Source organism: Solidesulfovibrio aerotolerans, from assembly GCF_009856865.1.
Lineage (GTDB): Bacteria > Desulfobacterota > Desulfovibrionia > Desulfovibrionales > Desulfovibrionaceae > Solidesulfovibrio > Solidesulfovibrio aerotolerans.
This window is the reverse complement of record NZ_WVUD01000009.1, coordinates 16412-37812: the sequence shown is the minus strand read 5'-3', so window position 1 is coordinate 37812 and position 21401 is coordinate 16412. Positions and strand designations below refer to the sequence as shown.

The 21401-nt window shown below is 62.4% G+C and carries 20 protein-coding genes; 9 read left to right on the top strand and 11 right to left on the bottom strand.

Annotated elements, in window-relative coordinates; translation table 11 throughout:
• Positions 1–386: 386 nt before the first annotated feature.
• Together GTA51_RS07250 and GTA51_RS07245 are read left to right on the top strand one after the other, a co-directional pair.
• A complete protein-coding gene (locus GTA51_RS07250) occupies positions 387–1340 on the top strand; it encodes a hypothetical protein (protein ID WP_160959899.1) in 954 nt (317 codons plus the stop codon).
• Positions 1341–1511: 171 nt separating this feature from the next.
• Complete coding sequence (locus GTA51_RS07245; RefSeq protein WP_160959897.1) at positions 1512–2246, top strand: Smr/MutS family protein; 735 nt, start codon at positions 1512–1514, stop codon at positions 2244–2246.
• A 200-nt stretch (positions 2247–2446) separates the two neighbouring features.
• Here the strand turns inward: GTA51_RS07245 and GTA51_RS07240 are convergent, their stop codons facing one another.
• Entirely contained in the window at positions 2447–3109 is a 663-nt protein-coding gene (locus GTA51_RS07240) for a tetratricopeptide repeat protein (RefSeq protein WP_246198035.1), read from the bottom strand.
• Entirely contained in the window at positions 3102–4214 is a 1113-nt protein-coding gene (locus tag GTA51_RS07235) for an AI-2E family transporter (protein ID WP_160959896.1), read from the bottom strand. The genes GTA51_RS07240 and GTA51_RS07235 overlap by 8 nt, the downstream gene beginning before the upstream one ends.
• Before the next feature lie 187 nt (positions 4215–4401).
• Here GTA51_RS07235 and GTA51_RS07230 point away from each other — a divergent pair, with 187 nt between their 5' ends.
• From GTA51_RS07230 to GTA51_RS07215, 4 genes are all read left to right on the top strand, one after another.
• Complete coding sequence (locus GTA51_RS07230) at positions 4402–5541, top strand: aminotransferase class I/II-fold pyridoxal phosphate-dependent enzyme (RefSeq protein WP_160959894.1); 1140 nt, start codon at positions 4402–4404, stop codon at positions 5539–5541.
• 127 nt (positions 5542–5668) lie between these two features.
• A complete protein-coding gene (locus GTA51_RS07225; RefSeq protein ID WP_160959892.1) occupies positions 5669–6409 on the top strand; it encodes a basic amino acid ABC transporter substrate-binding protein in 741 nt (246 codons plus the stop codon).
• A 77-nt stretch (positions 6410–6486) separates the two neighbouring features.
• Positions 6487–7296 (top strand): amino acid ABC transporter permease, encoded by an 810-nt coding sequence (locus GTA51_RS07220; RefSeq protein WP_160959891.1) that lies wholly within the window; start codon positions 6487–6489, stop codon positions 7294–7296.
• Positions 7283–8023: an amino acid ABC transporter ATP-binding protein gene (locus tag GTA51_RS07215; RefSeq protein ID WP_160959889.1), complete on the top strand. Its 741-nt coding sequence runs from the start codon at positions 7283–7285 to the stop codon at positions 8021–8023. Before GTA51_RS07220 ends, GTA51_RS07215 begins: the two co-directional genes overlap by 14 nt.
• 359 nt (positions 8024–8382) lie before the next feature.
• Here the strand turns inward: GTA51_RS07215 and GTA51_RS07210 are convergent, their stop codons facing one another.
• The 4 genes from GTA51_RS07210 to GTA51_RS07195 form a co-directional block, all read right to left on the bottom strand.
• Positions 8383–8997, bottom strand: a complete 615-nt coding sequence (locus tag GTA51_RS07210) for a tetratricopeptide repeat protein (protein ID WP_160959888.1) — start codon at positions 8995–8997, stop codon at positions 8383–8385.
• A 118-nt stretch (positions 8998–9115) separates the two neighbouring features.
• Positions 9116–9637, bottom strand: coding sequence for a 4Fe-4S dicluster domain-containing protein (locus tag GTA51_RS07205; RefSeq protein ID WP_160959886.1), 522 nt, complete (start codon positions 9635–9637; stop codon positions 9116–9118).
• Between the two features lie 198 nt (positions 9638–9835).
• A complete protein-coding gene (locus GTA51_RS07200; protein WP_160959885.1) occupies positions 9836–10633 on the bottom strand; it encodes a MotA/TolQ/ExbB proton channel family protein in 798 nt (265 codons plus the stop codon).
• Positions 10630–11832, bottom strand: a complete 1203-nt coding sequence (locus tag GTA51_RS07195; protein WP_160959883.1) for a cyclic nucleotide-binding domain-containing protein — start codon at positions 11830–11832, stop codon at positions 10630–10632. The genes GTA51_RS07200 and GTA51_RS07195 overlap by 4 nt, the downstream gene beginning before the upstream one ends.
• Positions 11833–12000: 168 nt before the next feature.
• On the opposite strand from GTA51_RS07195, the gene GTA51_RS07190 reads away from it, so the two are divergent.
• The 3 genes from GTA51_RS07190 to GTA51_RS07180 all read left to right on the top strand — a co-directional run bounded on the left by GTA51_RS07190 (position 12001) and on the right by GTA51_RS07180 (position 15636).
• Positions 12001–12795, top strand: coding sequence for an iron-sulfur cluster-binding protein (locus GTA51_RS07190; RefSeq protein ID WP_160959881.1), 795 nt, complete (start codon positions 12001–12003; stop codon positions 12793–12795).
• The gene (locus GTA51_RS07185) at positions 12792–13712 is read left to right on the top strand and encodes a dihydroorotate dehydrogenase (RefSeq protein ID WP_160959880.1); all 921 of its coding nucleotides are present in this window, start codon (positions 12792–12794) and stop codon (positions 13710–13712) included. The genes GTA51_RS07190 and GTA51_RS07185 overlap by 4 nt, the downstream gene beginning before the upstream one ends.
• 700 nt (positions 13713–14412) lie before the next feature.
• Positions 14413–15636 carry an ammonium transporter gene (locus GTA51_RS07180; protein WP_160959878.1) on the top strand — a complete coding sequence of 408 codons (1224 nt, stop codon included), beginning with the start codon at positions 14413–14415 and terminating at the stop codon, positions 15634–15636.
• A gap of 285 nt (positions 15637–15921) precedes the next feature.
• Here GTA51_RS07180 and GTA51_RS07175 read toward each other — a convergent pair whose 3' ends face one another.
• From GTA51_RS07175 to mutY, 5 genes are all read right to left on the bottom strand, one after another.
• Positions 15922–17088 carry an ABC transporter permease gene (locus GTA51_RS07175; RefSeq protein WP_160959876.1) on the bottom strand — a complete coding sequence of 389 codons (1167 nt, stop codon included), beginning with the start codon at positions 17086–17088 and terminating at the stop codon, positions 15922–15924.
• Positions 17088–18245, bottom strand: coding sequence for an FtsX-like permease family protein (locus tag GTA51_RS07170; RefSeq protein WP_160959875.1), 1158 nt, complete (start codon positions 18243–18245; stop codon positions 17088–17090). The genes GTA51_RS07175 and GTA51_RS07170 overlap by 1 nt, the downstream gene beginning before the upstream one ends.
• Complete coding sequence (locus tag GTA51_RS07165; protein WP_160959873.1) at positions 18232–18915, bottom strand: ABC transporter ATP-binding protein; 684 nt, start codon at positions 18913–18915, stop codon at positions 18232–18234. The genes GTA51_RS07170 and GTA51_RS07165 overlap by 14 nt, the downstream gene beginning before the upstream one ends.
• Positions 18916–18918: 3 nt before the next feature.
• Positions 18919–20130 carry an efflux RND transporter periplasmic adaptor subunit gene (locus tag GTA51_RS07160; protein ID WP_160959872.1) on the bottom strand — a complete coding sequence of 404 codons (1212 nt, stop codon included), beginning with the start codon at positions 20128–20130 and terminating at the stop codon, positions 18919–18921.
• A 90-nt stretch (positions 20131–20220) separates the two neighbouring features.
• A complete protein-coding gene (gene mutY / locus GTA51_RS07155; protein WP_160959870.1) occupies positions 20221–21321 on the bottom strand; it encodes an A/G-specific adenine glycosylase in 1101 nt (366 codons plus the stop codon).
• Positions 21322–21401: the final 80 nt, after the last annotated feature.

The window sequence follows — 21401 nt, the reverse complement described above, 5'->3', positions numbered from 1 at the left end:
GCGGTCCCAAAGGCCAGAGCCGGCCGGAGCCCGGCGCTGGATATGCTCCTCCTCCCAGCCAGCCCGCCGCATTCAGGCGATCCCAAACCACGCAGTCCCAGCCACCCACCAGCGGCAAACGGCTGGAACGATTTGGCTCCTAACGCCCGACAGGAAGTGCCGTGTGTCGGATTTCCAAAAGCGTTCCCTGTGTTTTTGCACATAAAACCATAAGGGCATTATGCTGTTATGTGGCAAGCCCTTCTGAAAAGGACCGAGCGAGGCACTCGCAGGGCAGAAAAGACCAACTTGCACTTGCATATTTATCATAAAATAATAAAAAAGGACTACACATCGTAAAGAGCATTGTCACCCCCGACCGGAAAGGCAAACCGTGGAGGGCAATCGTGTTCGAACAGCTTAAAAACCCAAAGTTTTTCGGCTCGATCCTGATTGTTGCAACCTTTATCCTCTTTACTGCGGGTGCGGTCCTGACCAATGCGGCCGCAGAACTGGCCTTGAACGCCACCGGCATGTGCAGCGATAAACCTGCAAACCCGTGTTTCGCAACCGCCATTGCAACAACCCGCGCCAAGACCAACCCAGCGGTCCCCAACAGCATCCCGTCGCTTGCCATGCCGGTTGCCACGTCGGCCCTTGGGCTGGTCGTGACGCAGGACAGCCATATTTCCCTTCGCATCCCATTGCTGTGCGTCGTTGCGGCGCTGCTCCTTTTAGGTGTCGGCGTCGGCCTGATCCTGCACGACGACGCCTTTGGCATGGTCCTCGATCTGAACTCCGGCTGCGCCAGCCTGTCCCGGGCCCAGGCCTTTTTGTGGACGGCCATTGTCATGGGCGGCTACACCGTCATGACCCTGTTCAATCTGTTCTTCGGGGTCAATTATGCCGCTGCAGCAGCCAAGCCCATTGACCTCTACCCGGGGCTGGACACCGACTTGCTGGTCCTGCTTGGCATCGTCGCCGCCAGTCCCGTGGCCGCCACCTTCATTTCCAAATCCACGCCCGGGATCAACTGTCCCAAGGTGGTTGGAATTCAAGGCTTTTTTACCCGCTTTGCACAGTTGTTCTCGGACGATGCCGCAGGGAGTACGCCGTCACTCACCATTTCAAGGATGCAGTGCGTTCTTATGACCATCGTTCTGGCAACCTGCTATTTGGCGTTTCTTTCGCAACGTGTCTGCATTATCGATGCAACTGCGTTCAGCGTTGCCATTAATAAACAGGCATTTTTTCCAAGCCTTCCCGACATCGGTGGGTCCTTTCTCATTCTCATGGGCGCAAGCCATGCCATTTTCCAAGTTTCAAAAAGTAGTTTGATCGATAAACTTTTCAAATCGTAGGCAGCCAGCGATCCATTGCCCCGGGCCGCCGCAGGCGGTCCTGGAACGGCCCATACCGACAGAAGGTGGCCGCTGGCCAAAAACTGTGCCGGCTCCACCAACTGTCAGGCCGGCCCGGCCCGGCTGATCCCGGCTTGCCAAGGCCGGTGGTTGCCGGTAGCTTCCCGGGCCATGGCGAAAAAAGAAGATCCAACCGCGTTTCGGCCCTTTTCCGGCGTCCTCAAAGGCGTCAAGGTGGCCAGGAAAAAAGACGTGCCGCCGGCTGTGGCCAAGGCGCTCAGCGCCGCCTCCAAACCGGATACGCCCGGCGAAACCGCCGAATCGGACTTCCTGCGGGCCATGAACGGCGTCTCCCGCTTTGACCGGGACAAAACCGGCGGCCGCGACGTGCGCCCGACACCACCCCCGCCAACAGCTCCGTCGGCCGCCGACGAGGAGCAAAAAGCCCTGGAGGCCCTGCGCGAACTGGTGGAAGGGCGGGTGGAATTCACCCTGGAATACAGCGATGAATACGTGCAGGGGTTCATCACCGACCTCGATCCCAAAATCTATCGCCAACTGCGGGCCGGCCAGTTCTCACCCGAAGCCCACCTCGATCTGCACGGGTTTACTGTCGACCAAGCCAAGCTGACCCTGCTTCATTTCGTGCGCGAACACTATATGGCCGGCAAACGCTGCCTGCTCGTCATACCCGGCCGGGGGTCGAACTCGCCGGGCGGGCTGCCGGTGCTCAAGGAAGAACTCAAATCCTGGCTCACCCACGATCCCCTCAAACGCGCCGTCCTGGCCTTTAGCACCGCGCAACCGCGCCACGGCGGCGCTGGTGCGCTCTACGTGCTGTTGCGCAAATTCAAGAAAACCAAAGGGAAAGTGCGCTTTGAAAAGGATTGGCCGGATTTCGGGTAGGTGAGGAGCGAGAGGAAGGCAGAAGGCAGAAGGCGGAAGAGGCCTCCGGCGGCCAAAGGGCTGAGCCCTTTGGAATCCCACCTGAAAGGCAAGGGGTTTAGGGGGGCAACGTCCGCCGCTGCAACATAGTCCCCCTTATAAAATTTCTTCTGGCAAGGGGGTCCGGGGGGGATTATCCCCCCCGGCCGCCGGAGGCACTCTTACGGGAGTCCTCGGCGGGGGGCGGCCGGGGCCGGGGTGGTCTTTCGTGGCGACCAGTTGCGCACCATGGTTTGCATGGATTCCATCTGGCGTTTGGACAGGCTGGCTGCAATCTGATCACGCAGGGCCACAGCCCCGGTCTTGTCTTCGGCCGGCAGATCCGGGGCGGCAACCGCCAGCAGCGTCCAGAAATAGGCTTTGACCGGGTTGGCTTGGGTGCCCTTGCCGTACAGTTGCAACGTGGCCAGCAGAAATTGCGCCCCGCCTTTGCCGCCAAGGGCTGCATCGGTGAGCCATTTGACGGCTTCCTCGAAGTTCTGGGGCACGCCCTGGCCGTAGTAATATAACTTGCCCAGACAGTACTGGGCCTCGGGACTGCCGGCGGTAGCGGCCTTTTTAAACCATTCGGCCGCCTTGACGAAATCCTGGGGCACGCCCTGGCCGGTGTAGTACATGGCTGCAATCTGGTTTTGCAGCGTGATGTCCCCGGCTGCAGCCAGGGGCAGGAATTCCTCAAAGGCCTTGGCGAAATCGCCATCGCGCCAGGCGGTGCGGCCTTCCTCCAGCCCGGCCCGGGCCGGCCGGCTTGTGATGACCGGCAGCGCCGCAACCGTCAAAGCCATTGCGAAAAACCCCGTCAGTCGTCGCCAGCCCTTAGCCATTGCCGCCGCCTTTTCCCCCGTTTTGGGGAAGATACGGGGAGGCGGCTTCGCTCTTCGGGCTATCCATATCCACGCCAAGGATGACGTGGCGCAGAATAAACACCGTCACCGGCACGCCGAGCACCATGCCCCACAATCCGAACAGCTTGTGCCCGACATAGAGGATCATCAAGGTGATCAGCGGGCTGATCTTGAACATGGCGGCCACGATGCGCGGGTTTAAAATATAGGTCTCAATGGTGTGCACAATGATGATCATGACGATGGCCCACAGGGCGTGATTGGGGCCGGCGGTGTTGACGGCCACCAACACGATGGGCGCGGAAGAAATGAACGTGCCCAGCACCGGGATAAGACCGCAAAAAAAGACCACCGTGGACAACAGCCCGACAGGCTGGATGCCGAGGATATACAGGCCAAGCGCCGTGAGCAGGGTGTTCAGGGCCGCAATGAGCATCTGCGCCCGAAACCCCATGCCGACCACGACGGCAAACCGCACCACGCTGCGGGCCGTGACATCGTAAATGTCGCGCAGCCGGGAGTCGCGCAGTGCAATGGTTTTGGCGCGCAGATTGGGGAAATCAAGCATGATGAGGAAGCTAAACAGCGTGCCGAGCAGAAAGGTCGAGACGTAAATGGAGATCTGATTGAGCGAATTGACAGCCAGGGAGAAAAGCGTCTCGGTCTTGACCCCGACCAACGCCTCAAGGGTCAAATAGTCTTTGACCTTGGCAATGGGCGCGGCCATGTCCGGGGCCAGCCAGGCCCAGTTGTCGAGATGCTTGCGCAGGGTTTCCAGGGTGTCGGGCAGTTTTTTGAGAAACGCCGAGGATTCGGCCCCGATCCGGGGCACCACCGAGGAGATGATGGTGAGCACCACTGCCAGAAAAACCACATAGACGACCACGGCCCAGAGCACCCGGGGCCATCGGGTCTTGGCGGCCAGCCGCTCGATGGGGCTGTTAAACAAAAAGCACAGGATATAGGTGATAAAGACCAGCCCGAACAGGCCGTAATAACTGGTCAGCCACACCAACCCGAAAAAGGCTGCCCAAATGGCCATGGTCTTGTTGGTGCGCAAAAGCTGGGCGATGTCGAATGGCATAGCGTCAGGCAATAGCACAACCCGGATCAAGGGACAATCGCAGCCTCTTGCCAGGGATGCGCCAAGTCGGCGACGCCGGCCGGACCATCCCTACAAAAGCATCTTGCCGCTCGTCCCGATCATGGGTATGTCCCCTTGTCCCTTTTTTCCGGGACGCTATCCCTTACGAGAAAGGATCGCAAACATCGTGCAACTCCCTCCGTTTCGCCTGGAGCGCTATTTCGCCCGCCACGAGTTCACCGCCCCGCATTTGTTGTGCGCCTCCGACGGCCAATCGCTGTCCGTGGGCGAACTGCTCGCCCTCGTGCCCGGGGCCGCCGAGGGGCTGGGGCACGTCCACCTGGGCTACACCGACTCCAAGGGCGCGTCGGCCCTGCGCCAAGCCATCGCTTCGCTCTATACAACCATCGAACCCGAGGACGTGCTGGTCCATGTGGGGGCTGAAGAGGCCATTTTCACTTTCATGACCGCCGCCCTGGCCCCGGGCGATACCCTGGTCGTCACCACGCCGTGCTACCAGTCCCTGTCCGATGTGGCCCGGTCCGTGGGTTGCCGGGTGTCGCCGTGGGGCTGCGATCCGGCCTGGGGCTTTGCCCCGGACATGGCCGAACTACCGGCCCTGCTGTCCGGCCCGGCCAAGGCCTTGACGGTCAATTTTCCCCATAATCCGACCGGTTATCTGCCAACGCCCGAGACCTTTGCCGCCATGGTGGGGCTGGCCGCCGAACAGGGGGTGCGGGTTTTTTCCGACGAGGTCTACCGTTTTTCGGAGGCCGAGGGTGTGGCCACCCTGCCGGCGGCCTGCGACCTCGATCCCCGGGCCGTATCCCTTGGCGTCCTGTCCAAATCGTTTGGCCTGCCCGGCTTGCGGGTGGGCTGGGTGTGCTGCCGGGACCGGGAGTTCTTGGCGCGCATGGCCTCGGTCAAAGACTATCTGTCCATCTGCGGTTCGGCTCCCTCGGAATATCTGGCTGTCTGCGCGCTTACCGCCCGGGAGGCCATCTTGGACCGCTTGAACCGGCTGTTGGCCCAGAACCGCCGGCTGCTGTCTGATTTTTTCCTGGCGCGCTCGGATCTGTTCCATTTCGCGGCTCCGCGCGGGGGATTGACTGCTTTTCCGGGGCTGCGCCACGGCACGGCTGACGACTTCTGCCAAGCCCTGCTTGCCGCCGCCGGCGTGCTGCTCCTGCCGGGAAGCCTTTATGGCGAAACCTGGGCGAAACATTTTCGCATCGGCTTTGGCCGAGCCGATTTCGCCGAAAACCTCGAACGACTGGCGGTGTTTTGCCAAAATTGGCTGCCCGGACCCGGCAACCAATCTGCCTGAGACACGAGGATTGCAGCGCGTTCCATCTTGAATTTTGCTGACAATTCGGCCACAAGGGCGTGACACCTTTTGCGCGTAAAGGGGACGTTCCCTTCTTTGTTGTCACCTCCAACCACAGGAGCCTTCCATGGTCAAAAACTTTGTCCTGGCCCTCATGCTTGTTGCCATGACCGCCTCTCCGACCCTGGCCAAAACCATCGTCTTCGCCACCGACGCCACCTGGCCGCCCATGGAGTTCGTTGGCCCCGACAAAAAGATCACCGGCCTGGCCGTTGATCTGATGGAAGCCGCCGGCAAGGAAGCGGGATTTACCCCGGAATTCAAGGCTGTTGCCTGGGACGGCATCTTCGCCGGTCTGGCCTCTGGCAAGTACGACGCCATCTGCTCCTCGGTCACCATCACCGACGAGCGCAAAGCGGCCATGGATTTCTCCACGCCCTACATGCAGGTCAAGCAGGCGCTGGTCATCCCCAAAAAGTCCGACGCCAAGTGCATTGAGAACATGAAGGGCAAGACGCTGGGTGCCCAGATCAGCACCACCGGTCACTTTGCCGTCAAAAAGTCCGAAGGTGTCAAAGACAAGTCCTATGACGAAGTCGGTCTGGCCTTTGAAGACCTCTTCAACGGCCGCATTGACGGCGTTGTCTGCGACGATCCGGTCGCCAAGCTCTATGCGCTCAAGAAAGATAACTACAAAGACGCCATGAAGATTGCCTGCATCATCCCGGCTGACGACGAGATGTACGGCGTGGCTGTGAAAAAGGGCGACAAGGAAACCCTGGCCCTGATCAACAAGGGCCTCGAAGCCGTGAAGAAAAAGGGCATCGAGAAGGAAATCCTCACCAAGTGGCTCGGCACGGCTGAGTAGCAAACCGGCGAAGCCGAACACCGTGCGCCGGACCGGGGTATCCCGGTCCAGCGCACGCGCTGGAGTGGACAAGGCTCATGAAACACCAAGGCAAGTGCGCTGTGGAAGAACCGCAAATCATCATCGATGTCGGCGACGGGGCCGCCATCCCCAAACCTTCTGACAAAGGGCTCGTCTCGGCCTGGCGGTTGTCGTTTGCCGGCGCGCTCCTGGTACTGGGCTATCTGCTCGTTTTCCATCCCGATCCGTATCTGCGGATCTTTAAATTCATCCCCGACGGCATCCTGATCACCTTTCAGGTCACTGTCTGCTCCATCGCTTTGGCCCTGGTGTTTGGGCTTATTACCGGCCTTGGCCGCATCTCGCGCAATAAATACGTCAACCTCGTGGCCTCGACCTATGTCGAGATCGTGCGCGGCGTGCCGCTTCTCGTCCAACTCTTTTACATCTACTATGCCCTTGGCCGCATTGTGCACGTGCCCGATCTGCTGGCCGCCGTCCTGTCCATGAGCGTGTGCTACGGGGCGTATATGGGCGAGGTGTTTCGGGCCGGCATCCTGGCCATCCCCACGGGCCAGACCGAGGCCGCCCGATCCCTGGGCTTTAGCCGCACCCAGACCATGTACTACGTCGTCCTGCCCCAGGCCTGGCGCACCATCCTGCCGCCGGTCGGCAATGAATTTATTGCCTTGCTCAAAGACACCTCCCTGGTTTCGATCCTTGGCGTGGCCGATCTGCTGCGGCGGGGCCGCGAATTCGCTTCCGAGTCGTTTCTGTATTTCGAGACGTTTACCATGGTGGCTGTGGTCTACCTGATCATCACCCTGGTCCTGTCCAAGCTTGTGAGCATCATGGAGGAACGGTTGTCGCACCATGTCAAACGATAATCCGATCATCCGCATAACGGACGTCAGCAAGTATTTCGATACTGTGGCCGCCCTGACCCACGTCAGCCTGGACATTGGGCAGGGAGAAAAAGTCGTCATCATCGGGCCGAGTGGCTCGGGGAAATCGACGCTGCTGCGCACCATCAACCGGCTGGAAGACATCAGCACCGGACGCATTGTGGTGGACGGTTTCGACCTCGACGACAAGACCGTGGACATCAACAAAGTGCGCATGGAAGTGGGCATGGTCTTTCAGAGCTTTAACCTCTTCCCGCACAAGACCGTGCTGCAAAACCTGACGCTTGCCCCCATTAAGCTTAAGGGCATGTCCGAGAAAGAGGCCGACGTCATGGCCCGGCAACTGCTCGACAAGGTGGGGATTCTGGAAAAGGCCGACGTATTTCCGGCCAAGCTCTCAGGCGGACAGCAGCAGCGCGTGGCCATTGCCCGCGCCTTGGCCATGAGCCCCAAGATCATGCTCTTTGACGAGCCGACCTCGGCCCTGGACCCGGAAATGATCGGTGAAGTCCTCGATGTCATGGTCAAGCTGGCTCGGGAAGGCATGACCATGGTTTGCGTCACCCATGAAATGGGTTTCGCCCGGGAAGTGGCCGACCGCATCGTCTTTATGGACGAGGGGCAGATTCTCGAAATCGCCACCCCGGCGCAGTTTTATACCAACCCCCAGCACCCGCGCACGCAAAAGTTTCTGGAACAGATTCTCTAGGCCGCAGCCCGCGCCAGACGTGAAAAAGCCGCCCTGGGAGAAACCGGGCGGCTTTTTTTATTTTCCGAAAGCGAGGCTTGCGCCTCGGGGGAGAAGCAGGGCGGGTCGCGCCGTGGGGCGCGGGTTCAATGGGGGCGACGTCACCGTCGCCTTTCCCAACCGCCGGAGCAACGGTGGTTCCCGTCAAGCTTGCCCTGCGGCATTGCTCGCCCGACGGAAATGCCTTTCCCGCTCCCACCCACCGTCACTGCAACGCCGTCCCCCCCTTAACCCTTTGCCTTCCAGGAGGGATTCCAAAGGGGCCACCCCTTTGGCCGCCGGAGGCCTCTTCTGCCTTCTTGCCTCCTGCCGCTCTCGCCTTATTGCTGCCGGTTGCACGGCCCTTCGTGCCCTTCGTGGCTGCCCTGGCGTTCATAATCCGTCAAGAAATCCAGTAATTTCTTGGTGGTGCCGGCGTTTTGCTCGTCGCCGATTTCCTCGAAGCCGGCAATGGCCCGGTCGTACCAGTCCTTGGCCGCTTCCAGGTCGCCCAGCACATGACACACGATGCCAAGCTGATGGCAGGTCTTGGCTTCGCCAATCTTGTTGCTGCTTTTTTCTTCCAAGGCCAGCGCCCGCAGAAACCAGTCCCGGGCGACTTCGTATTGCTCGGCCATCTGGGCCACCACGCCGAGCTGGTGGCTGGTCACGGTCATGCCGCCGTCCAGGCCTTCCCGCTCGCTGATCGCCAGGGATTGTTCCAGCCACTGCCGGGCCATGGTCAGATCGCCGGTTTCCTGGTTGGTCAGCCCCAGGTTGTGGCAGGCCATGGCCACGCCGACATCGTCGCCAAGGGCGGTAAAAGCCTCAAGTGCTTGCATAAATCCTTCACGGGCCGGCTCCAGTTCCTTGCGCTCCAGGGCTTCCAGAGCGTTTTGGTGCACGGCCTCGGCCTGGGCTGCGTCGATTGCGGGGCTCTCGTTGGTGCTGTTCAAGGTATCCTCCTTGCCGGTCAGGTGCGGCTTTGACGCGCCGGGCGGCCGGCCGGGTTTTTTATTGCTGTCTTGGCTGACCGCTCTGGTGACCCGTAGCGCCCTGTCCGGTCAAGCCTTTTTACGCGCCCCCGCCCGGTTCCGGTTTGGCCTTGGGCGGACGCAGAAAGTCGAGCACGCGCTTCTCGGCCTCTTCGGCCGGGGCATCGACCAGGGCCTGGGCCTCGTCGCGGGAAACATAGTGGATGGCCCCGCAAGGGCACATCTCGGCGCAGGCCGGCCGTTTGCCACGTTGGCGGCGCGAAGCGCACAAATCGCACTTCACGACCGTCACGCCCTTGTCCGTCTCGAAAATGGCCATGTACGGGCAGGCCAGCATGCATTGGCGCGACTCGCACCCCCGGCATAGCATGGGATCAAGGACCATGGCCCCGTCCCGGTCGCGCCCAATGGCCCCGCGCTTGCAAACCTTGGCGCAGTTGGGTTCGGCGCAGTGGCGGCAATACAGCGGGGCCATAAACCCGGACGCGGCCCGGATCATATGGATGCGCGGCGTGTCGCTGACGAACCGGCAGACGTATTCGCACGTCTCGCAGCCAATGCACTTGGAATAATCAATATAAAGCGTCTTCCCGTCATCCATGTCCGCGTACTCCCTTCGCATGGAGGAATGCCTCCGGCGGCCAAAGGGGTGGCCCCTTTGGAATCCCACCTGAAAGGCAAGGGGTTTATAGGGGCAACGTCGGCCGCTGCACCTCATTCCCCTTAAACTTTCTCGCGTTGGGGGGTCAGGGGGGATCATCCCCCCGGCCGCCGGAGGCTTCCTCGTTTTTATTCCCGCCTAAACCTCGTCGGCGTCCTGGGCTTCGCGGCGGTCGATGGAGGCCCAGCGGCGCGGCGGCAGGTAGGCCTTTAGCTTGTCGAGCACGATGGCGGCCGGGGTTTTGTCTTTGATAAACAACGTGCCGTCGCGGATGACGCACATGAGGATGACGCGTTCCTCGATGCGTTTTTCGACTTTGATGGCGATGGGCAGGAAGATGAGGTTGGACAGCAAGATGCCGTAGAGGGTGGTGGTCAGTGCCACGGCCATGTGCGCCCCGAGGTTGCCCAGGCCCACGCTCATGGACTGCATCATGCCGATGAGGCCGATCAGCGTGCCGATGATGCCGTAGGCCGGGGCGAGTTTGGCCATGGTGCGGTAGATGCCGGCCGAGGAGAGTTCCTGTTGGTAGGTCTGTTCGATGCGGGTTTCGAGGATTTCCTTGATTTCTTCGCGCGAATAGCCGTCCACCAGCATCTGGATGGCGCTTTGCAGAAATTCGTTTTCGATGCCGGGCAGGGATTTTTCCAGATGGATTTTGCCCCGGCTGGAGGCTTCGCGGGCGATATCGACGATTTCCTCGATATAGTGGTCGGTGGGAAGCTCTTCGCGTTTGAGCGCTAAGAGGAAGGTGTTAAACACCCGCATGACTTCCTTAAGCGGAAAGCAGATAAAGGTGGAAGCCAGCGTGCCGCCAAGGACAATGGCCAATCCCGGGAAGTTGACGAACACCCCGGCGCTGTCGGTGGAGAAGTAGGTGGCAAGGCCAAGGATGACGATGCCGAAGACGATGCCGATGACGGTGGCGATATTCACGAGACGAGTCCCTTGATGGTTTTGACGCGCTCGAGCAGTTCCTGTTCCACGGCGGCGGCCTCGTCGTCGTCAAGGTTGGCCAGGGCTGTGGCTTCGTCGCGCACGATTCCGGCGATCTTTTTGGAGAGGTTTTTATAAATCTTGTCGCGGGCGGCGTCGCCGGCCATGGCGGCCAGCACGGCCACCTTGTGAAAGCCCAGGTTGGAAAAGACTTCCTGGAGGGTGGCGTTATCGACAGCGGTGATGTCGTCGATGTGTTCGAGGTCGGCGGCGGTCAGGCGCGGCCGGCGGGCCTGCTTGAAAAAATCCGGCCCCATGGCGTCGATGTATTCCCGGCTGGCGGATTTGTGGAAGAAAAAGATCTTCTCGGGGATTTCGCCGTAGCCGATTTTTTTGGTGATGATTTCCGGCGTGGAGCCGGCCTCCCGGGCAAAGTCGCCAAGATCGCAGAATTCCAGGTCCACGCCGAACTCCTGGCGGCCCCGGTCGTCGCGGGCCAGATTCTTGGCCACGGCCATGAACTTGTCGGGGTCGGGCAGGCGCACGATGCGGTCTTTGACAAAGGCCGGCCCGGGTTTGGTCGAGCCAAGGATATTGGTCCGGGGAAAGCTGCCCTTGATGTCGGTGACAGCCAGCAGATGCATGTTTTTGAGCCGCTCGAAAATGGCGTCGATCTCGATCTGGCTTAACAGCAAAATGTCTTTGATGGTGCGCGACAAGTCGGCGTAGACGAGATGCGGATTTTCGCTGCGGGCCACGCCCTGCCAGGCGAGCAGGGTGACCCGGCACACCGACAGGAACGGATCGCCCGAAGGGCGGTCGGTGATCTGGCCTGCCAGAGCCCGGACGCGGTCCACGAGATAGCCGGTGAGCAGTTGCACCGGACGCGGGCTTTTGAGCAGCATGGTCTGAAGCAGGCGCTTATCGCACACCAGGGCTTCGGTGTATTCCAGGGCTTCGGCGTTGCTGCCCCGGGGATCGGCGGTCATAACGCCCATTTCCCCGACCATCTCGCCCGGCCCGCGTTCGCCCAGGCGCACCCGTTTGTTGTTGAGGATGCGATAAATCGACACCCGGCCAATCTTAATGATGTAGGCCACATCGCTGACCTGGCCTTCCCGGAAGATGGTGGTTCCCTTGGGGAAGGTCCGAATGGCGGAGTCGTCGGCATCGTCGAAGCGGTCGATATCCTGGGCCATGCACATCCTCGTGGTGGCGGCGCTGCGCCGGTTGCGTCCACACTACGGCCAAGACCGGCCGAATTCAAGGACTGTGGCCGTTTGGAGCCATCTTTGGGCGCGTGGGGCCGTTTTACAAGAAACGGCAAAGGCGGTATACGGCCGCATCCTGCTTAAACGAGGTGGATCGTGGGTATTTCCGGCGCATGCCGCGACCTGACCATCCTGTCCGTGACTCCGGCCGGGCCGGTGGGCGCACAGTTTGGTTGCTATTATCTGGAGATGGACAACCCGGGCCTGGACCCGGCCGTGGCCGGACAGTTCGTCATGGTGCGGCCGGCCGCTTTCGGCTCGGACCCGGTCTGGCCGCGTCCGTTTTCCATCTGCCGGCTGACCCCGGATCGGCTGACACTTTTTATCCAGGCCTGCGGCCGGGGGACGGATATCCTGTGCCGGCTTGCACCCGGCGACCCGGTGACGGTCTGGGGGCCGCTGGGCCAGGGCTTTGCCCTGGAACCGGCTGTGCCCACGGTCATGCTGGCCGGGGGTGTCGGCATCGCGCCCTTTATGGAATACGCCGCCACCCATCCCGCGCCGGGCAATTTGTCCCTGGTCTTTGGGCATCGCCAGCCGCTGTCCTGCTATCCTTTTGCCGAGCTGTCCCAGCTGGTGCGGGCCGAAGCCTTCGAGGAAAAGACGCCGGACGATCTGCCGCGCTTTATTTCGCGGCTGGAAAAGACCGTGGCCGAGTTTGCCGGCGGGTTGATTCTGGCCTGCGGCCCCCGGCCGTTGCTGCTCACCGTGGCCCGGCTGGCCCGGCGGTACGGCGCACGGGCGCAGGTGTCGCTGGAAAACCGCATGGCCTGCGGCGTGGGCGGGTGTCTGGGCTGCGTGGAAAAAAACGCCCTGGGCCAGTATGTCCAGACCTGCACCGAGGGGCCGGTATTTTGGGTTGATGAACTGTCGCTTTCGGAGGACGCATGAGCGCCGATACCGCAGTGCGCCTGCCGGGCATGCGCGCCAAAAATCCGGTCATGACCGCCTCGGGCACCTTTGGCTACGGCATGGAATTCGCCCCCTACGGCGATTTGCGCAGGCTTGGCGGCATCGTGGTCAAGGGCCTGTCGCTAAAGCCCCGCACCGGCAACGCCATGCCGCGCATCGCCGAGACGCCGTGCGGCATGTTAAACGCCATCGGGCTGCAAAACTGCGGCGTGGAGGCGTTTTTACGCGACAAACTGCCGCGCCTGCCGTTTAAGGACACGCCCATTATCGCCAACCTCTATGCCTGCGACGCCGATGAATTCGCCGAACTGGCTGGCGTCCTTGCAGCCGAAGAGGGCGTGGCCGCCCTTGAGGTCAATATTTCCTGTCCCAACGTCAAGGCCGGCGGCATCGCCTTTGGACAAGACCCGGCCATGGCCGGGAAGCTCACCGAGGCGGTTAAAAAGCGCGCCGGAAACAAACCCGTGTGGGTCAAGCTCTCGCCCAACGTCACGGACATCGTGGGCATTGCCCGGGCGGCGGTCCTGGGCGGGGCGGATGTCCTGACCTGCATCAATACGCTGACAGGCATGGCGGTGGATATCCGCTCGCGAAAGCCGCGTCTGGCCAACGTCATCGGCGGCCTGTCCGGCCCGGCCATAAAGCCCGTGGCCCTGCGCTGCGTCTGGCAGGTCTGTCAGGCGGTCTCGGCCCCGGTCATAGGAGTTGGCGGCGTGAGTTCGGCCGAGGACGTGCTGGAATTTATTCTGGTCGGGGCGCACGCGGTGCAGATCGGCACAGCCAATTTCATGCGCCCGGACATGGCCTTTCGCATCGCCGAGCGGTTGCCGCAGCTTATGGACGAGTTGGGAATCAAGGATCTGGACGAGTACCGGGGCACGCTGCTGGCCGGCTAGCCGGGCGGCGCTTTTGGGACCGCTTTTCAGGGCGGCGGGGCTGGTTAGCCCCGCCGCCCTTTCGATTTTAAGCCTGGGGCGGCGGGGAGTGCGTTGCAGCTTGGCCAGCCGATATTCCGGAGTTGGGGGCCGGAGTTGGGTCCACCACCTCTTTTTTGCAGAATTTCAAGTGGCTATGGCGTTTTCCGATGCACAGCGGCTTTGGGCGGTTGCGGCATACAGCGCATATTTTCCATTTTTGGGCAAATTGCCCTGACCTACCCCCTACAGGCTTGGGGCGGGCCGGGCAGCCCGATGCTATGCGGCCGGTTTTTCACCCCGAGCCTGTCCGGCACCCGCTGTCTACGGTTGTCGGGCCGGATTCGGCTGAGAAAAATTACAAACTTGAAAGGTTTTTGGCCGCAGCCAACCCGGCGAATGCCACGCAAGGACCGTTCTCTCTGCCGCTCGTGGTCAGCCTGGGCCGCTGTCCACGAAACTGTCAGGCACCCCGGCGGGGGGATTGTAGCCCGCATCCGTCCGGGCTTACGCGGCACCTCCGGTAGGGCGGCCCATCGAGGGCAGTGGGGATGCTCACCCCGGCAGGACGGCCGGTGTCGGACGACAGGCGGTACAAAGAGCGGTCAAATTTACAATACCGTTCATTTGCCCAGGCCCCATTCCCGTGTTAGTGCCCGCCAAACTTTTTTGGAGGGGCGATATGCTGCAGAGCGGCGACACGGCCTTTGTCCTTATAAGTGCGGCCCTGGTGCTGCTCATGATTCCGGGACTGGCCCTTTTTTACGGCGGCATGGTGCGCAAGAAAAACGTGCTCGGCACCATCATGCAAAGCTTTATCCTCATTTCCCTGGTCACCTTCGAGTGGATTTATCTCGGCTATTCCATGTCCTTTGGCCCGGATCTGGGCGGTTGGATAGGTTCGCTCGCCTGGGCCGGCCTGGCCGGCGTCGGGACCGCGCCCAATGCCGACTACGCTCCGACGGTGCCGCACATCGCCTTTGCCATGTACCAGTGCATGTTCGCGGCCATCACCCCGGCGCTCATTACCGGAGCCGTGGCCGAGCGCATGCGCTTCGGGCCGTTTCTGATTTTCTCCCTGGCCTGGACCATCCTAATTTATAATCCGGTCTGCCACTGGGTCTGGGGCAACGGCGGCTGGCTCAAGGCCATGGGCGTGCTGGATTTCGCCGGCGGCATCGTGGTCCATCTGACCTGCGGCGCGGCGGCTCTGGCGGCGGTCATGCTCACCGGCCCGCGCAAGGACCACGGCAAGCACCAGATCGTGCCGCATAATCTGCCCATGACCTTGCTTGGCACGGGCCTTTTGTGGTTTGGCTGGTTCGGCTTTAATGCCGGCAGCGCCCTGGCCGCCGACGGCGTGGCCGCCGGAGCCTTTGCCGCCACCCATATCGGCGGCATGGCCGGCATGGCCATGTGGTGCGGGGTCGAATGGTGGCATCGCGGCAAGCCAACGACTCTCGGCGCGGCCTCGGGCGCGGTGGCGGGCCTTGCCACCATCACCCCGGGGGCGGGCTTTGTCTCGCCGGCTTCGGCCGTGACCATCGGCCTTCTGGCAGGATTGATCTGCTACGGGGCGGTGCTGCTCAAAGCGCGGCTGCGTTTTGACGACAGCCTGGACGTCGTCGGCATCCATGGCGTGGGCGGCGTGTTAGGCTCGATCCTGGTCGGCGTTTTCGCCAGCAAGGTCATAAACCCGGCCGGGGCCGACGGACTTATGGCCGGCAATCCGGGCCAACTCGGCATCCAGCTCTTGGCCATCGCCGTGGTCGGCGTCTTCGCTTTCGCCGGCAGCTGGCTTCTCCTGGCGGCGGTCAAAGCGGCCATGGGCCTGCGTATGACGCCGCAAGCCGAAACCATCGGCCTGGATCTGTCCGAACACACCGAAGCCGCCTACGGCGAATAACTGGGGGCGAGAGAGAAGAGAAGGCAGAAGAGCCTCCGGCGGCCGGGGGGGATCATCCCCCCCGGACACCCTGAAAGGAAGAAGTTTTTTAAGGGGTTATGGCCGCCGGAGCAACGGTGGTTCCCGTCAAGCACACACGCTGCCTGTCCAGGCCGGTAGCCGGCCAGTGTGTCAGCCAACGTCCAAAACCCCTTGATAAACTTTTCCCGGTGGGGGGTCCGGGGGCCTCAGGCCCCCGGCCGCCGGAGGCACTCTTCATCTTCTTCTTTTTCTCTCCCTCTCTTTCTACGCTTCGCGCAAGGCCTCGACGATGTTCATGCGCGCTGCCCGCACGGCGGGCAGGAAGCCGCCGACCACGCCCATAAAGACGGAAAAGCCCAGTGACAGGCCGATGATCCAGGAGGTCAGCGCGAACTGAAACGACAGCTCGGAAAAGGTCTGAAAATTGGTGGTGGAAAAGGTCACAAACGACAGTCCCGCCGCCAGCCCTACCCCGGCCAGGCCGCCGAGAAGCCCCAGCAGGGTCGATTCCAGGAGGAAGGCGGTCAGGATGGCCCCGCGCGTAAAGCCGATGGCGCGCAGCGTTCCGATCTCGGCCACCCGTCCGGCCACCGAGGAATACATGGTGATCATAGCCCCGATCATGGCCCCAAGGGAAAAGATCAAGGTCAGGGACACGCCGAGGACGGTTAAAAACTTGCGCATCATATCCGATTGTTTTTCGTAGTAGCGTGTTTCCCGCCAGACTTCGGCCTGCAGCCTGGGGTCGGCTTCGATGGCTTCCTTGTAGGCCTCAAAAAGGCCGGGTTCGCGCAAACCGACCAGCACAATGGAATAGGCGTTGCGCCCGAATGCCGGCATGAGCTGGTTGGCGTCGCCCCAGATCTCCGAGGTAAAGCCGGTGGCACCGGCGTCGAAAATACCGACGATGGGCCATTCCCGCTTGCCAAAGCGCAGGTGCTGTCCGATTTGCGCTCCCACAAAACCCTTGGCCACGGCTTTGCCCACCATGATTTCCGGCGTTCCCGGCTGGGGCAGGCGGCCGGACAGCAGACGCACTTGCGGCCGCAGGGCCAGGGATGCCGGCTGGGTTCCCCGGATGACCACGTTGGAGGCCTTGCCGGTGGATTTTTTGGTCAGGCCGATCAGCACCACCGATTCCCGGGTGGCCAGGCTCTGGCCGTCGCCTCCGACGGCGATTTCGGGCCGTGTGGTCATGGCTGAGGCAGCCACGCGTTCGATGCCGCTTTGCACCTCGGTTTCCGAGCCTTTGCGCAGCACGATGGCGTTGCCGGGCGAGCCGGTGGAAACCAGCGTTTGGCGCAGGCCCTCGGCCAACATGAGTGTTGCCGTAAAGACAAAGACGACCAGCCCCATGCCGCCGGCGGTGAGTGCTGTGGTCAGCCGCCGGGTTTTGAGATTGCGCCAGGAATAGGACAGGGGGACGGCCATCAGCCGATCCTCCGAAAGGCGTCGGCGATGCGCACCGCAGCAATGCGCTGGGCCGGGATGACGGCGGCCAGGACGCCAACCATGACGCCGAAGCCGAACCCAATAGCCACGGTCTGGCGCGAGACAATAAAGATGGGGAAATACTGGGCCAGCCCGGTGGCAAAGCCGTTGGCCAGGGGCGGCAGCAGGGCCATGGCCACGGCCGCGCCGGTCAGCGACAGGATGAGCGACTCGGCCAGGAGCATGCCGGCCAGGGTTGGCCCCCGAAAGCCCAGGGTTTTTAAGACGGCGAATTCCCCCAGCCGCTCCCGGGCCGACATGGCCATGGTGTTGGCGGCAACGGCCAGAATGATCAGGATGACCACGTAGGAGACGGCTGTAATGGCCAAAAGGATGGCCTCGCTCATGGACACGAAGCCGAGCTGGAAGGCGCGTTCGGTTTCGGTCAGCGTCTCGGCCTGGGAATTGACGAACGGCGCGTCGATGTCCTTGGAAATTTCCGCTGCCCGGGTGGCGTCGTGGATGCCGACCATGAAAAATCCGGCTTGTCCGGCCCGGTCCGGGGCGCGTTTTTTCATGGTTTCGTCGAGATAGCTCCAGTGGAGGTACAGGACGGTCTCGTCGGTGTCCGGGCGGGCACCATTATAGATGGCCCGGATGGTCATTGGCCATTGGCCGGGGTAAATGGTGCCGCGAAGGGTGACGGTGTCGCCCGTGCGCCAATGAAACCGATCCGCCAGCTTGCGCCCGATGACCGCCCCTTTGCGATCGCTTATAAAGGCCTTTTGCTCCTCGGGGCTGACGAGCAGTTCCGGGTAGAGCCGGAAAAAATCGTCGGCCTCGATGGCAAAGTTGGCGAAGAAGTTTTTTTCATCCAGATAGACGCCGCCAAACCAACTGCCGGCGGCCACAATGTCCACGCCGGTCACTTGCCGGATGCGGCCTTTGTAGGCGTAGGGCAGGGGTTGGGTGAGCGAAACCGCGTTGCGGGTGACCAGCCGGTTGGCCGAGGAGGCCTCCACCCCGGCGTGCCAGGCGTCGAGGACCGTGCGCAATAGACCGAACGCGAGCAGGGCCACGGTGATGCCGACGATGGTTAAGACCGAACGCAGGCGGTGGCGAAAGGCGTTTTTAAGGATAAGCCTAAGGAGCAGCACGCAGTTCGCCCTTGTTGAGTTCGCGCACGAGGTGGGCGGCCTCGGCGGCCCGCTGGTCGTGGGTGACCATGACGATGGTCTTGCCAAGTTCGCCATTGAGCCGGCCCAAAAGGGCCATGATGTCGGCGGCAGACTGCCGGTCCAGGTCGCCGGTGGGTTCATCGGCCACAATAATATCCGGGTCGGTGACGATGGCCCGGGCAATGGCCACGCGCTGCTGCTGGCCGCCGGAGAGCTGGGAGGGCTTGTGGTCGGTGCGATCGGACAGGCCCACGGCGGAAAGGGCGGCCAGGGCGTGCTCGCGCCGCTGCCCGGCCGAAAGCGTGGTCAAAAGCAGCGGCAGCTCCACGTTTTCCAAGGCGGAGAGCACCGGGATCAAATTGTAAAACTGGAAAATAAAGCCCACATGCCGGCTGCGCCAGGTGGCCAGTTCGCTTTCGGTCATTGTGGCGATGTCTGTGCCGGCAACGACGATGCTGCCCGAGTCCACGTTATCGATGCCGGCGAGGCAGTTGAGCAGGGTGGATTTGCCGGACCCGGACGGGCCGATAAGGGCCAGAAATTCCCCGGCAGCGATATCAAAGGTGATGTCGGTTAAAACCGGGATCACCTGATCGCCGCGCCGGTAGGCTTTGGACAGGTGGGAAATGGCAATAAGCGGCGTCTCCATCCGCTAGCCTTCGGCCAGGGCCACGGCGTCGCCGTTTTGCAGCGTAGCCGGGGGCGAGACGATGACCTTTTGGCCCACGTCCAGGCCGGCCGAAGCGGCCCGCATGTCGCCAAGGGTTTCCCCCAGGGTTACGGGCACGAGCACGGCCTTGCCGTCTTTTAGGACAAAGACCGCGTCGCCACCGTCGCGGTTGGTCACGGCCGAGGCCGGCACCGCCACCCGGGGCGTGGTCTCGGAAGCGGCCAGGGGGCGGGACAGGAAGGCCACTTTTGCGCTCATTTCCGGCAGCACCCGGGGGTCCAGCGTCGTAAAGCGCACCTTGACCAGCACGGTTGCCTTGGTGCGATCCGCCGTGGGCACGATCATATGGACCGCGCCCGGGAAGCGTTCGCCGGGGATGGCGTCGAGGATGATCTCGCAGGGCTGGCCCACGGCGACTTTTTCGATGCTCGATTCGGATACGTCCACTTCGGCGGCCAGCGAGCCCATGTCGGCGATGGTGACCACGGCGGCCTTGGAGGTGGAGGAGGCGCCAAAGGGCGAAATAATGTCGCCGATGTCGGCGTTTTTGGTCAGGACCACGGCATCGAAGGGGGCTTCGAGGTTGGTGTAGCCGCGCTCGGCCTCGGCTCTGTGCAGGCTTTCGTTGCGGGCGGCCAGGGTGGCCTTGGCCTGGGACAGGGCGGCTTCGGCCTTATCCAGACGGGCCTGGGCCGTGTCGAAGTCGGAGCGGGCCACGTAGTTGCCGGCGGTCAGTTTTTTCATGCGGGCATGGAGCAGCTTGGCATCGGCCAGTTCGGCCTCGGCCGCTGCGATCTGGAACCGGGCGGCGGTTTGCTCGTTGACGGCCAGCTTGCGGCTCGCTTCCACATCAGCGCTTTCCAGGCGTGCCAGAATGTCGCCTTTTTTAACCCGGCTGCCTTCCTCGACGCCCAGCCAGACGAGCTGGGCCGTGGCCTTGGTGGCCAGGGCCGCCTTGCGCTGGGCCACGATGTAGCCGCTGGCGGTCAGGGTCGTAATGGTGCGCGAGGGATAGGCCAGCGAGACGGTGGCCGCTTGGACCACAAAGCTGCGCGGCGCAAAAAACCAGCCGGCCCCGGCCAAAAGGATCAGGACGGCCAGAATCCAGGGCCAGCGGCGCCTCCGGCGGCGCGGGCCGCCGGAGGCGGCCTTGTCGTCGTTGGCTATCCGCAAAGTATGTAATGAATCGCTCATGAAGCTCCCGGGTGACAGGTGTTTTGGGGTCATGGCAAGGCTTTGCCCCGGCGTCAAGACGCAACAAAGGGAAAATGCAACTCCCTTGCCTTAAAGAGACCACAAACTGCCGGCGAGCTGGTCGATGAGTTTGCGGTGGCCGGCCGGAAATGCATAGTTTGCCAGTTCCCCGGGCGCGACCCACAGGCTTTCCTGGGCAGCGGTCAGCTCTGGAGCCGGGAGAATGGAAGGATCGTAGCTGCCGGCCAGACGCAGCAAATGGCAGTGCAGCGTCACCCGGTAGGTGGTGTAGCCGTGGCGGATGACGGCCAGCTTGGCCGCAACGTCCACGGTAAAGGCGGTCTCCTCGGCAAATTCCCGCACAATGGCCGCTTGGGCGGTTTCGCCGTCTTCGATGCGCCCGCCCGGAAACTCCCACATATTGGCCCAGGCCCCCTTGGGCAGACGCTTTTGAATAAACACCTTGCCGGCATGGACCAGCACTCCGGTGGCCACCAGCAGGGGCGTTATGTCCGGGGTTTTGCTGAGAACCGGCCGGTCGGCCACAATGTCGAGATGCCTGGCCTGACAGACAGCCGCCACGGGACAGCCGGGACAATCGGGATTTTTCGGGCGGCACAAAAGCGCCCCCAGTTCCATAAGGGCCTGATTGTAGTCCCTGGCTCGGCCGGGTGGCAAAAGCTCCCGGGCAAGCGCCACCACCCGGGCCTTGCCGGCCGGTTCCTTGACCGGCGCGTCGATGTCGCACACCCGGGCAAGCACCCGCATGACGTTGGCGTCCACGGCCACGGTATCCTGGCGAAACGCGATGCTGGCCACGGCCCCGGCCGTGTAGTCGCCGATGCCGGGCAGGGCGCGAATGGCCTCGTAATCGGCCGGCAGGTGGCCGCCATGTTGCGCGGCGATTTTGCGGGCGGCGGCCAGGAGATTTCTGGCCCGGCTGTAGTAGCCCAGCCCCTCCCAGGCCTTGAGGACGGCGTCCTCCTCGGCGGCGGCCAAGGCGGCCAGAGTGGGGAAGCGGGCCATGAAACGGGTGAAATAGGGAACCACCCGGTCCATTTGCGTTTGCTGGGCCATGATTTCCGACACCCAGACAGCGTAGGGATCGTAATCGCGCCGCCAGGGCAGATCGCGGCGGCTCGTGGCAAACCAGTCGAGCAGCAGGGGGACGAAAGCAAAACTGTCGGACATGCACACCTCGTTGCGCCGGTGCCTTGGCTGCCGGCGCTTTGTCGCGACTCGTCAGATAATGCCGATTGCACCGGGAGGGA